Below are 12,950 nucleotides of genomic sequence, written 5' to 3'. Positions count from 1 at the left end.
GCCGTTCCTTTCGGGATCACATGCCGGTCTTCCTATTTAACGGACTGTCTTTCCGCCTGTCCTCTCCTCCAGCCGCTCCTTCAGATAAAGAAGCGCCTGGGTGATGATGCAGCCGTGGTCCACAGCCAGGCCGTCCGCCCACAGGAGCCTGTATCTTTCCCTGGGAAGCACGGCATCCGGGAAATATGTACGCTCTACCCGGGCCGCCACATGGACCTTCCGTTCTTCATGGTCCAGGCAAAGCTCCCATATCTCCTTCCGCTGCTGCCCGTCCTCCTCCGAGACCAGACGGAGCGACACATCCATCCACAGCGCATCCGCCGCGTCGTCGGCGGCCCTCACCGGCAGATCGCCTTCCGCCAGAGCCAGGAACGAGGTCGTGATCACCCGCCACCGGGGATCCCTGTCATAAGCGCCCCAGGTACGAAGCTGCTGGAGCGGAAGTCCCGTCACTCCGGTCTCCTCCTGAAGCTCTCTGGCCGCACCCTCATAAAGATCCTCCTTAAGCTCCACAAAGCCTCCCGGCGTGGCATACCAGCCAATGCTTGGATGATTGCCCCGTTTGACAAGAAGAAGCTTTAAGGGCTGCCCCCAGGACCGGAGCGGCTCATCACACTGTACCGCCACAATATCCGTGGTACAGCTGGGGCAGTCATATTTTTTGGGATCATACCTGTCCAGAAACTCCTCCAGGCTCTGACCCGCCCGGTTTTTCTCGCCAGTTCCGTAAAATCCCTTCAGATCCTCCAAAAAAGCCATGACACACTCCTATACCTTATGGATCCCGTCTCCGCCTTTGGCAAAATACCAGCCGTATTCGTACATCTTAAGGCCGATCTCCCTCTGGATCTCCATCATGTTGTCCACAATGGCCTCCACGTCCACATCGTCGCCGAACTGCACGCCCAGGCGTCTGCACAGGCGCTCTCCGGCGGCATACACCTCCCTGTAAGCCTCTGCACAGACAGAGCCCTCGCTGAACACATTTTCCACAAAGGCATTCTCTGCCACGATGCTGCTTCCAGGATTATAGGCTCCGGTTGCCAGATCATATACCTGCTGCATAAACTCAGTGCTGTTCTTTTCCATCTGTATCTCCCTCTTTTCCTATAATATACCAGCCTTATCAGAATACTTCCTTCTGCCTGGCGGCGCAAGCTAAATGATGCTTTCCGTCATTTCTGTTCCGGCGCAGAGCAGAGTCATGAGGAGCGTCTGCTGGCAGCCCTTGAAGGCATCCTCCACCTTAAACTGCTCGTCCAGGGTATGGCACTGGCAGTCATAATCACAGCCGCCTCCAAGACAGACAGCCGGAAGTCCGGCTTCCAGGGCCCGGTTGCAGTTGGTGGAGCCGCCGTTTCCAAGCTTCGGCTCTGCACAGCCAAGGAATTCTGCCGCCGCCATGGCTCCTTCCACGATGGACGCGTGGGAATCCTGATGACCGGCGTTGACGTCACAGATATGCTTCACTTCATATGTGATGGTATCCATGCCCCAGCGGTCTGTCTCCTCCTTACATGCCTCGTCGATGGCAGCAAAGATCCGGTCACGGAGCTTCTCCAGCTCCTCCTGGGAATTGGAGCGGAAGTTAAAGCGGATCTGGGCTGTGGGAACGATGGCATGGACCGCCTCAAAGCTTCCCGCATGGAAGTTGGTCACTGCAAATGTCGTCATGGGATCTGCGGGAACACGGAATTCCGAGATCTTGGCAATGGCTCTGGCCGCCGCATGGAGCGGGTTTGCCACCTTTCCAAACATGCCGCACGCATGGCCGCCGATTCCGTTGAAGTTCACCTCATACGTCTGGATGCCTGTGGCCTCATAAGTGATCTCCTGGTAGCCGGGTCCGTCCACAGAAATGCTGGCCTCCAGCTCCGGATGATGGTCCACATAATACTTCATTCCCTTTAAAGCGCCGGTTCCTTCCTCCTGTACCGTTCCCACAAAGTGGATATCACCCTTTGTCTGGATCCCGGCGGCGTTTAAAGCCCGGATCGTGGAAAGAACGGCCGCACAGCCTCTTGTATCGTCTACGATTCCGGGGCATTTGATAAAGCCGTCCTCCCGGACGATCTTAAGCTCCGTATCCAGGGCGAATACAGTATCCATATGGCCTTCCACCAGGGTCGTTTTTCCGCCGCCGGTGCCCTTACGGATCCCCACACAGTTGCCGTATTCGTCAATGTGACAGTCGGAAAGTCCCTCTTCCTTAAACATTTCCAGCATACGTTCTGCCTTCTTCTGCTCATGGTAGGTGGGGGCGGGGATCAGGGTCAGCTCGATCTGACGGTCGATGACCGCATCCTGGTCTTCTTCCATAAACTTCAGTGCCTTCTGAACCTTTTCGTCTTTTACGAGGGCGTCAAATTTCTGGCGTACCTGTTCTGAAACCTTATATTCCATCTGTATCCTCCTATAAAAATTTATTCCACATACAGCATAGCAAATCTGCCATAAATTTGCCACATAAATCTCCCATTTTTTCCTAAAAGATTTCACAATTTCTACACATACCTTTGTTACTATGATGCTATAAGAAAATGAAACACAAACTTACATAGCTTTAGGAGGATTTTAATATGAAGAAAAAAATCATGACCCTGGTCTTAACCACAGCAATGACCGCAGCCGCAGGCCTCACCGCCTTTGCAGGAGAATGGAAATCCAATGACACCGGCTGGTGGTGGCTCAACGACGACGGCTCCAATCCCGCAGCCGAATGGAAATGGCTGGACGGAAATAAGGACGGTACCTTTGAATGCTATTACTTTGGAAACGACGGCTACATGCTCTCAGATACGACCACACCGGACAACTACCAGGTCAATAAGGACGGGGCCTGGATCGTGGACGGAGGCGTACAGCTCCAGTTCGACCTGGAAGAAAACGCTAGAAATGATGAGGAAGATGGAGAGAACTCCGGTGAAGCTTCCTATGAATATGATGCCTACGATCTGATCGGAACTTATACTTCTGAAGACGGCGATTATATGGAGTTAAATCTGGGCGCTGACGACAGCCTGGTGGGTATGTACTATGATGAAGACGGCTCCTTTGATGGGATCTACAGCTTCAAAAAGGTAAATTCCCTGGAATATAAAGACTCCCTCCATTCCAGAAACATCAAATTCTCCAACGAGGGCTCCTTTACCATGAGGGATACCGTATACTACCGCTAAAATCCGTTTCTAAAGGTAAAAAAGAATCCTGCTCTTGCAGGATTCTCCGCCTGCGGCGGGTCGCATTTGCGACGAAATTCCATACCGCCGCAGTGCGATTCTGCACGAAGTGCTTTTTTATTTGATAGGAATTTCCTATCAAATAAAAAATGCTCCGGCCATATGACCGGAGCACTTTCTTTCCATCTTATTCAGTTCAGGCTACTGGATCCATGCGCCGCTGGCGTCTACAGTGTAGCCGTCCGGTGTGGTCCCATTCACGACCAGGGAGCCTACGGGGCCGCCTGCGTTCTCGCGGAAATAGTACCACTTGCCTTCGATCTGATGCCATCCAGTGTACATATGACCCTGGGTACCATCGGATACGTTATGTAAGAAATACCAGTTTCCATCCGTATCCAGATACCAGCCAGCTACCATGTAACCAGCCTCATTGAAGCGGTACCACTGGCTCACGCCGTTCCAGGTAAGCTGGGTCCAGCAGTTTGCCGGCCAGGTGTGGTTCGGGAATTTATACCACCAGCCTGCGGCATCCTTCACCCATGTTCCTTCTGTGGGAGCCTTATAGGATCTGCTTCCGCCGCTGCCGCCGGAACTTCCGGAGGAGCCAGTGCTTACTCTGGAGTTTGTAAATGTTACGTCAAATTCGCTGAAGTGGCGGACTTTAACGGAAATATAGGCGTTGTCTGTACCTTTGTTCTGGATCTCGAGATTGCTGATACTGGAATCGGAATAGCCCGCGCTCTTATGAACGATCTGGGCATATTTTTCTGTCACGGTCTTCGGAACAGCAAGACGGAAGGTGATATATCCATCCAGCTCGCTGTTGACAACCTTTCGGTCGGGAGTCTTCAAGTTTCCATTCTCGTCAAACACGTCCATGGCCACGGATGCATCGTAAACCAGCCTGCTGGGACGTACCACAAGCTTGCCGTCTGCCATTTCCGCGATCATTTCCATATCCTTCAGCTCAGAATCCACACGGCTTACGCCCTTATAGCCTTCCGGAAGCTTAACATTCACAGCCTCCTTTAAGCCTTCGGCAGGCTCCAGAACTGCTGTATTATTCTTCACGCTGTTCAGAGCTGACTCTACTGCCGCATTCTTAGCGTCTGCCAGCTGCTGGGCAGTCACAGAATCCGGAAGATTCTCCCTGGAAACTTCAACTGCTGCCTTGTTTACAGAAACAGTTACCTCACTGTCGCCTTCCAGGACAGCTCCTGTTTCTTCCGTTACAGTAACAACAGCTGATGCCTCTTTGCAGTTCTCTCCGCTTACAGTGATCGTAGTCTCTCCTGCTGCCAGGGCTGTTACAACACCATTCTCCACTGCAGCGACCTTCGGATCTGCAGAATCCCATTTGAGTTCTGTATTCTCCGGTTTGTTGGTCACCTTCAGCGTCCCCTTGCTGCCCTTTGTAAGAAGAAGCTCAGAGGATTCAAGCTTAAGCTCTGTTATGGCCGGTTCCGGAGTTTTTCCTACGGTTACTGTACAGGAAGCCGGCTCACAGTGACCTGCTGAAACAGTGATCGTTGCAGTTCCCTCTGCCACAGCAGTCACATTACCAGACTGGTCAACCTTTGCCACAGACTCTTTATCAGAAGACCAGTTGAGAATCGTTCCTGCCGGAACCTTTGTTGTTAATGGAAGCTTCTGCTGCTTAGATACTTCTAATGATAAGCTGCTGGTTTCTAATTCAAGCTTGAGTTTATTTACAGTTACCTTCAGAACGTCCTCTGCGGATTCAAGGTCCTCATAGGCGGGGTCATAGATCTTAACATAGATTTCACTGGATCCTGCTCCAACCGCCTTATACGTCATCTCCCCATGGCTTACCTGCGGATCATAATTTTCTGCCGGGTCTGCAAAGGCAATAACGTCCTCATTTTCATACCCCCACTTTACCTCAGCATTCGCAGGGCTTGTTACGACCCGCACGGTAAATTCGTCTCCAAATGTTACGGTCTTTGATTCTTCGGTAAAGTTAACGCTTACATTACTGGGTGTCGCATCACCCGGAGTCGCTTCCGAACCGGAGGCTGCCATAATCCTGCCGTCCCGCTCCGGAGCCTTCACATCTGCATAGGTCAGTCCGGACCCGGCAACTGCCGGTGCGAATGCCATGCCGATGCTGAGGGCTGCGGCGGTCAAGCGCTTCAGCCATTTTGTTTTCATGTGCATTTTACATTCCTGCCTTTCTTTACTTTTTTCACTCCCTTCCCAGCATATTCCGGCATTTTCCTGTATTACCGGATCTGCCAGTCTCAGAGATCATTCCCTGCATACACCCGGTCCGTTCCCCGCAGAATGTACACATTACATGCAGTTCCCAGGTTCTGATGTATACGTTCTCATCTTATCATACCCCCCCCCCGGGTGTCAATGGATGCCGTAAAGTTTTCCAGGATTTCCGCACATTTTCCAGATCGTTTTCCCCTGCTTTATGCGTCCCCCATAACTCCCCGGATATAAGAGATCACATGGCTCTTTTCCAGCACTCCCACAAAGGCCGCAGCCATGATGGTCCCGCAGCAGGTGCTCATAAGGAAGGGCATCACATACGTAAAAAGCGCCGCCTCTTTTCCCATGAGGACCACTGCCACCGGGTAACAGAGCATCCCGCCCAGGATTCCTGTTCCAATTACCTCTCCCAGGTATGTGGGCAGCAGCTTTCCCGTTTTCTCATACAGGATGCCGCAGAGCAGCGCCCCCACCATGCTCCCCGGAAAGGCCAGAAGGCTTCCGGTTCCCATGAGGTTCCGGATCAGAGAGGTACAGAAGGCCGCCATGACTCCGTAGCCGGGGCCTAAAAATACAGCGCACAAAACGTTCACCATATGCTGGATGGGATAGCATTTGGATACCCCGATGGGGATATAAAAGCCCGATAACGCCACGGTCAGCGCCGCCAGCATGGCCGCTGTTACTGTTTTTTTCAAAGAAATCTTCATGATCCTCTCCCCCTACTCTTCAAAAATATTTACGATCTCTCCGTCCAGGATCCGGTTCATATTCTTTACCGCGCAGAAATTCCCGCACATGGAACATGTATCTTCCTTCTCCGGCTTTGCCTCTGCCCGGTACCGTCTGGCCTTTTCCGGATCAATGGCCAGGGAAAACATCTTCTCCCAGTCCAGATTTTTTCTTGCCAGGCTCATTTCATTGTCCCAGTCCATGGCCGACGGGATCCCCTTGGCGATATCCGCCGCATGAGCAGCGATCCGGGACGCGATGATCCCCTCCTTCACATCCTCCACATTGGGAAGCCTTAAATGCTCCGCCGGAGTCACATAGCAGAGGAAGGACGCGCCTGCCGCTGCTGCCAGGGCTCCTCCAATGGCTGCCGTAATATGGTCATATCCTGGGGCCACGTCGGTCACCAGCGGTCCCAGAACATAAAACGGGGCTCCCTTGCAGATCTCCTGCTGGATCCGCATATTGGCCTCGATCTGGTTTAAGGGCATATGGCCCGGCCCCTCGATGATCACCTGGACATCCTTTTCCCAGGCCCTCCTCGTAAGCTCTCCCAGGGTCACTAATTCCTCGATCTGGGAAATATCGCTGGCATCCTTAAGACAGCCCGGACGGCAGGCGTCTCCCAGGCTTAAGGTCACGTCGTACTCCCGGCAGATCTCCAGGATGTCGTCAAAATGCTCATAAAACGGGTTTTCCTTCCCCGTCATCTCCATCCACGCAAAGATAATGGAGCCGCCCCGGGAAACGATATTGGTGAGACGCCGGTTTTCTTTAAAGCGCTTTGCCGTTGACCGGTTGATGCCGCAGTGGATGGTCATAAAGTCCACGCCGTCCTCCGCGTGCATCCGGACGATATCCAGCCACTCCTCGGTGGTGATCTCCTTTAAGGCCTTGTGATAATATACCACTGCATCGTAAATGGGCACAGTACCAATGATGGCAGGACATTCCGCTGTAAGCCGTCTCCGGAACACACGGGTATCCCCAAAGGAGCTGAGATCCATGATCGACTCTGCGCCCATGACCACGGCCCGGTTCACCTTCTCCACCTCCGTGTCCAGATCCATGCAGTCTCTGGATGTCCCAAGGTTCACATTGATCTTCGTCTTCAGCATGGAGCCGATGCCGTTGGGATCCAGGGCCTTATGGACCCGGTTGCAGGGAATGGCCGCCCGGCCCTCTGCCACCCACTGACGGATCTCCTCCGCCGTCCTCTTCTCTTTTCTGGCCACCAGCTCCATTTCCCGGGTAATGATCCCCTTTCTGGCCGCGTCCATCTGTGTTGTGTAATCCATATCCGCTCTCCTTCCATGATTTTTGAAAAAGAGGAAAGAAACATGAAAAAAAGGAACCTATCCCAAACGGATAAGTTCCTCCAATGACTCGCTTCATTCCTACGCCGGCATTATCCGTATCAGGTTCAACAGGTCGGAATCGTTCCTTCATTCCCTCTCAGCCTGCCGCGGCAAGCTCCCTCTTTTTCCATATTCAATTTACAGTTCCGCCCTTCTGTGCGGCCCCGGCACATCTGATGTGCATGGTATTATCATACCACGATTTTTCCAGATTGCAAGAAAAACCTGATATTTACCCGATGGGCTCAAAATCCGCCGCTCCATGCTTGCATAAGGGACAAATATAGTCGTCGGGAAGGGTATCTCCCTCATAAATGTATCCGCAGATCTTGCAGACAAAGCCCTTTTTGCCGTCTGTTTCCGGCTTCGGCTTCACATTCTTCTGGTAATACGTATAGGTCATGGTCTCCTTATCGCTCATGACACGGGCCTCTGTAACGGTACAGATGAACATGCCGTGGGTATCCAGATCCACGTACTGCTCCACCTTTAAGGACATGAAGGCGTTGATGTACTTGGGAAGGAACACCAGACCGTTATCGGACCGGCATGTCTCCCAGCTTTCAAATTTATCCACGTTCCGTCCGCTCTGGAAGCCGAAATTCTGGAATACCTCAAAGGGCGCTTCCACAGACAGACAGTTGACGTTTAAGATCCCTGTCTTTTTGATCACATGATGGGAATAATTGGCCTTATTGATGTTCACCTCCACCCGGAACGGATTATCCGTCAGCTGGCTCACCGTATTGACGATCAGTCCATTATCCCTGGTCCCGTCGTTGGAGGTGACCACATAAAGACCGTAGCCGATCTTAAATAAAGCGGTCATGTCGTGCTTATTGGCCTTTTCATCGGATCTGGCGATATACTCCCGGCACAGCTCCTCGGCCATGGTATCGATCTCCTTTAAATTATCCTCGCTTAAGGAGGAGGTGATCTTTACAGTCGTATTGAGCCAGGTGATGTCCTTGGAGCCCTCCAGCATTCCCTTCATGATCTTTGCTGCCATGGGAGCCCAGGAGCCGTTTTCCATCAGTCCCACCGTGCGCTTTTTAAAGCCCCGCTCCGTCAGATGGTCGATGAATTCCCGCATGAAGGGGAAAATATCGGCATTATAGGTGGTGGTGGCCAGTACCAGCTTGCCGTAACGGAAGGCGTTTTCCACAGCCTTTGACATATCCATCCGGGCCAGATCGCATAAGACCACTCTGGGGCAGCCCTTTTCCGTCAGCTTCGCTGCCAGCGTCTCAGCCGCCTTTTTCGTATTTCCATATACGGATGTATAAGCGATGACCACGCCGTCGTCCTCCACCCCGTAGGAAGACCAGGTATGGTATTTTTCCAGATAGTGGCCCAGATTTTCCTTTAACACCGGTCCGTGCAGGGGGCAGATGGTCTGGATATCCAGCGCAGAGGCCGCCTTTAACAGGTTCTGCACCTGTGCCCCATACTTGCCCACGATCCCGATATAATACCGTCTCGCCTCGTCATCCCAGTCCTCTTCCACATCCAGAGCCCCGAATTTTCCGAAGCCGTCGGCAGAAAACAGGACCTTATCCGTGCTGTCATAGGTCACCATGACCTCCGGCCAGTGGACCATGGGAGCAAACACAAAATTTAACACATGTTTTCCCAGGGAAAGGCTGTCCCCGTTTTTCACCTCCAGGGTCCGGCTCTCTAAATCCATGGAGCGGAAGAAATTCCCAACCATACAGAAGGTCTTTGCATTGGCCACGATCACTGCCTCTGGATAGGCCTTCATAAAATTCTGGATATTGGCCGAGTGGTCCGGCTCCATATGCTGGACCACCAGATAATCCGGCTTTCTTCCTGCCAGGGCCTTCTCCACATTGTCCAGCCATTCATGGGTGAACTTTCCATCCACCGTATCCATAACGGCAATTTTTTCATCTTTTATCACATAGGAATTGTAGGCCATTCCATTTGGGACCTGATACTGTCCCTCAAACAGATCCACCTGATGGTCGTTGACGCCTGCATAAATGATATCGTCGGTAATATACACAGATCTCATTCTCCTTTTCTTATTGAATCCATTGTCTGTCCCTGCGCGTTCCGCGCCGCTGCATACAATGTTAATTTTACTACAATCCCGCCGGATTTTCAAGACTGGCGGGACCATGTTTCCAGCCTGATACAAAACATTCCGAATCGTTTGTGGTTTTTGTGTAACACCTCCATGTTTTCAATATAATATGCTAATTATCTGCTAAATATCGGAAATTTCCCTGGATTCTTTGTACAATATATGATATCATGGTATAGTATTCAACACACTTTTTCCAAATATTTACTAAAGGGGGAAATGCCATGAAAGAAAAGACCGTAGAGAAGAAACCGTTGCTGGCCCGTTTCATGGACGGAGTTGAGACTGTCTGCAATAAGCTGCCGCCGCCGACCATGCTGTTCGTGTTCCTGTTCTTTATTGTGGCCATCCTGGGAACGATCTTCACTTTCCTGGGAACCAGTCTCACCAATCCGGCCACCGGAGAGATCGTCATGTCAAAGAACTTCTTTTCAAAAGAAGGCCTTCTCTGGTTCCTGGACAATATGGTGAAAAACTTCACCGGCTTCGCCCCCCTTGGTCTTGTGCTTACCATGACCATCGGCACCGGTATCTGTGAGGAAGCCGGGATGCTCAATTCTCTTTTAAGAAGCTCCATGAAAAATGTTCCCGCTGCCCTGGTCCCCTATGTATGCGTGCTCATCGGCATCATCGGAAACCTGGCCTCCGACGCCGCCAGCGTTATGGTACCGCCCCTGGCTGCCATGGCCTTCATGGGTGTTGGAAAGCATCCGGTGGCCGGTATGATCTGCGGCTATATCGGAGCCTAGGTGGGCTACGCCGCCAATCCGGTCATCTCCGGTACAGATACGCTCCTTATGGGGATCACCAACGATACCCTGGCCTCCTTTATGGGCGATTCCGCTTTCACCGTGGACGTGACCTGCAACTGGATCTTTAAGATCGCTTCCACTGTTCTCTGTGTAGTCGTTATCGGAATCCTTGTACAGAAGATCGTGGAGCCCAGATTCGGCGTTTACCACGGCGAACTGGAAAAAATGGAAGACCTGACTCCGTCTGAGAAAAAGGGGCTCCGGGCCTCCGGGATCTCGACCCTGGTCTATGTGGCCTGTCTGCTGGTCCTGTTCTTCACAGGAGTCATTGCAGCCGAGGACGGCGGCCTCATCGGTTCTCCGTTCTTAAAGGGCCTGATCCCCATTATCTTCCTTCTGTTCGTCATCGCAGGCGTTTCCTACGGCTATGCCTCCGGAAACTTTAAGGGACTGGTGGATATCCATAAGGCCATTGTGAAGCAGATGGCTGCCATGGGTACCTACGTGGGCTTCTGTTTCTTCTGCGGACAGTTCCAGGGCCTGTTCTCCTGGACCAACCTGGGAGCCATGTCCGCCATTGCAGGCGCAGATTTCCTGGAAAGCATCGGCTTTACGGGGATCCCCATGTGCATCGGCTTCATTATCCTCGTAACCCTGGTGGACGTATTCTTCAGCTCCGGCTCTGCAAAATGGGCGATCTTCGCTCCGATCTTCGTTCCCATGTTCCTGCTGCTGGACTACCATCCCGGCTTTACCCAGATCATTTACCGTCTGGGCGACTCCGCTGGAAACCTCTTCGGCCCCACCTCCGCTTATCTCTGGATGCTTTTAAGCGTGGCCCAGGCCAAGTACGATAAGAACTTAAAGATCGGCCAGATCATCTCCTGCAACCTGATGGTAGCCGTGATCCTGGAGGTCTTCTGGATCCTCTTACTGGTTGCCTGGATGCTTTTAGACCTTCCCATCGGCCCCGGCATCAATGTATTCATGCCCGCAGCCATGTAGCTTCTGCATGGCAGGATCCTGCCATATAAAAAGCCGTCCGGCTTCCCTCTCCGGAATACGTGTGAAAACGTACTCCGGCCGGAAGCCGGACGGCTTTTTCCGTTCCAGTCTGATCACAGGATGACCACCTCTGCCCCAAAGGGCAGGAGAGCCAGCTTTGCCAGCTTAAACTGCTGGAGACCGAAGGGGATCCCCAGAATGGTCACACAGAGGAGCAGGCCCATGGCCACATGCTCCAGGGCCAGGGGAAGCCCCGATACCAGAAGCCAGATCACGTTCAGAAGAAAGGAGCCTGCGCCTCCGCCGTACCGAACCTCCTTCCCAAAAGGGAAAAAGCTTAAGGACGCCAGCTTAAAGCATTGGAGCCCCACCGGGATCCCAATGACAGTGATGCACCAGAGGCAGCCCGTCAGGCACCAGCTTAGGCCCCCGATGGCTCCTCCAAAAATAAACCATAAAACATTTCCAAGAATTCCCATTTTCCTTCCTCCTCCCTCCGTTTATCCCCAGTCCTTAAACGCCTCCTCATAAGCGTTCCTGGTCCGGCCGTCAAAGCAGACCATCTGCACCTCCATATCCTGGTGGTCCTCCAAAAACCGGAGAATGGTCCCCACGGCGATGGGAGCGGCCTTCTCCAGGGGAAATCCATAGATCCCCGTACTGATGGACGGAAAGGCCACGGTTTTGCATCCATTCTCTGCCACCAGCTTAAGGCAGCTTTCGTAACAGCTTTTTAACAGAGCTTCCTCTCCGTCTCCTCCGCCGTTCCAGACAGGCCCCGGCGTATGGAGCACGAAACGGGCTGGAAGCCGGTAACCGCCAGTGAGCTTTGCCTGGCCGGTGGCACAGCCGCCCAGGGTCCGGCATTCTGCCAAAAGCTCCGGACCTGCCGCCCGGTGGATGGCGCCGTCCACTCCGCCTCCGCCCAGAAGGCTAGTATTGGCCGCGTTGGCAATGGCGTCCACAGCAAACGTTGTGATATCTCCCTGGACGATGGAGAAGCGGGAGGCGGCCGCTTTCTGTCTTTGGTTCTCATTGTTTTCCATAAATTCCATAGTCTCTCCTCTCACTGGTCCGCAGACTGCTGTTCCTTTGCCTGGAATGCCAGGTCATAAAATTTCTCTGGAAACGAATAGAAGGGTCCCTCCCCGATGACATCCAGCTCCGTGCCGATATATCCATAATTCGCATCCTGGTACAGACCGATAACCACCCCGTTATCGAATCTCACCCAGAGGTCCATGGTCCCCTCCAGCCATTCCTTTTCCGGCAGCAGCCGGTATCCCTCTGTCTCCAGCGCTGCCTCCACCAGCTCCTCAAGTCCGTTTTCTCCACTTATGGTTCCCGTGGGCGGGACGGCGCAGCCGCCTCCGTAGATCTCAGCCTTTTCCACTGCATCCCAAGAAACGCTTCCATCGCTGATATATGGGATTTCTTGTTTCCCACCCTGGCAGCCCGTCAGAAAAACTGCCAGGAGGCAGGGCAGGATCCATTTCTTCTTCCATGTCACCTGTTCCTCCCTCCTTTCTCAGCAGCTTTCATTTGTTTCTTTTATTATACCAGAATTCCCCCTTCC

Annotated in this window: 11 protein-coding genes and 1 pseudogene; 2 read left to right on the top strand and 10 right to left on the bottom strand. The window is 52.7% G+C overall.

All coding sequences use genetic code 11. The features are described 5' to 3' along the window. Positions 1–36: 36 nt before the first annotated feature. The 3 genes from OCV69_RS06610 to OCV69_RS06600 all read right to left on the bottom strand — a co-directional run bounded on the left by OCV69_RS06610 (position 37) and on the right by OCV69_RS06600 (position 2,403). Positions 37–759, bottom strand: a complete 723-nt coding sequence (locus OCV69_RS06610) for an NUDIX domain-containing protein (protein ID WP_158356988.1) — start codon at positions 757–759, stop codon at positions 37–39. A gap of 9 nt (positions 760–768) precedes the next feature. Then, positions 769–1,089: a hypothetical protein gene (locus OCV69_RS06605; RefSeq protein ID WP_022274434.1), complete on the bottom strand. Its 321-nt coding sequence runs from the start codon at positions 1,087–1,089 to the stop codon at positions 769–771. Between the two features lie 69 nt (positions 1,090–1,158). After that, positions 1,159–2,403 (bottom strand): M20 family metallopeptidase, encoded by a 1,245-nt coding sequence (locus tag OCV69_RS06600; protein WP_022274435.1) that lies wholly within the window; start codon positions 2,401–2,403, stop codon positions 1,159–1,161. A 176-nt stretch (positions 2,404–2,579) separates the two neighbouring features. Between OCV69_RS06600 and OCV69_RS06595 the strand changes: the two genes are divergently transcribed. Continuing rightward, entirely contained in the window at positions 2,580–3,179 is a 600-nt protein-coding gene (locus OCV69_RS06595; protein ID WP_158356987.1) for a hypothetical protein, read from the top strand. Between the two features lie 201 nt (positions 3,180–3,380). Here OCV69_RS06595 and OCV69_RS06590 read toward each other — a convergent pair whose 3' ends face one another. The 4 genes from OCV69_RS06590 to OCV69_RS06575 all read right to left on the bottom strand — a co-directional run bounded on the left by OCV69_RS06590 (position 3,381) and on the right by OCV69_RS06575 (position 9,536). Beyond that, positions 3,381–5,354, bottom strand: coding sequence for an Ig-like domain-containing protein (locus tag OCV69_RS06590; RefSeq protein ID WP_262563029.1), 1,974 nt, complete (start codon positions 5,352–5,354; stop codon positions 3,381–3,383). Positions 5,355–5,620: 266 nt separating this feature from the next. Beyond that, complete coding sequence (thiW, locus tag OCV69_RS06585) at positions 5,621–6,130, bottom strand: energy coupling factor transporter S component ThiW (RefSeq protein ID WP_158356985.1); 510 nt, start codon at positions 6,128–6,130, stop codon at positions 5,621–5,623. 12 nt (positions 6,131–6,142) lie between these two features. After that, positions 6,143–7,450, bottom strand: a complete 1,308-nt coding sequence (gene thiC / locus OCV69_RS06580) for a phosphomethylpyrimidine synthase ThiC (RefSeq protein ID WP_158356984.1) — start codon at positions 7,448–7,450, stop codon at positions 6,143–6,145. A gap of 292 nt (positions 7,451–7,742) precedes the next feature. After that, complete coding sequence (locus tag OCV69_RS06575; protein WP_158357010.1) at positions 7,743–9,536, bottom strand: flavin reductase; 1,794 nt, start codon at positions 9,534–9,536, stop codon at positions 7,743–7,745. 305 nt (positions 9,537–9,841) lie between these two features. On the opposite strand from OCV69_RS06575, the pseudogene OCV69_RS06570 reads away from it, so the two are divergent. Next, positions 9,842–11,374, top strand: a pseudogene (locus OCV69_RS06570) (AbgT family transporter). A 113-nt stretch (positions 11,375–11,487) separates the two neighbouring features. On the opposite strand, the gene OCV69_RS06565 reads toward OCV69_RS06570, so the two are convergent. From OCV69_RS06565 to OCV69_RS06555, 3 genes are read right to left on the bottom strand one after another with little or no spacing between them, the layout of a single operon-like run. After that, on the bottom strand, positions 11,488–11,853 hold the full coding sequence (locus tag OCV69_RS06565) for a YccF domain-containing protein (RefSeq protein ID WP_022273357.1): 366 nt from the start codon (positions 11,851–11,853) through the stop codon (positions 11,488–11,490). A gap of 21 nt (positions 11,854–11,874) precedes the next feature. Continuing rightward, positions 11,875–12,420: an O-acetyl-ADP-ribose deacetylase gene (locus OCV69_RS06560; protein WP_158357009.1), complete on the bottom strand. Its 546-nt coding sequence runs from the start codon at positions 12,418–12,420 to the stop codon at positions 11,875–11,877. A 20-nt stretch (positions 12,421–12,440) separates the two neighbouring features. Beyond that, entirely contained in the window at positions 12,441–12,884 is a 444-nt protein-coding gene (locus OCV69_RS06555; protein ID WP_158356983.1) for a hypothetical protein, read from the bottom strand. Positions 12,885–12,950: the final 66 nt, after the last annotated feature.

Origin of the sequence: Alitiscatomonas aceti (assembly GCF_025567195.1) — a bacterium.
GTDB classification, from domain to species: domain Bacteria; phylum Bacillota; class Clostridia; order Lachnospirales; family Lachnospiraceae; genus Alitiscatomonas; species Alitiscatomonas aceti.
Note: the sequence above shows the minus strand (reverse complement) of the source record. Positions and strands in the feature narration are given on the sequence as shown.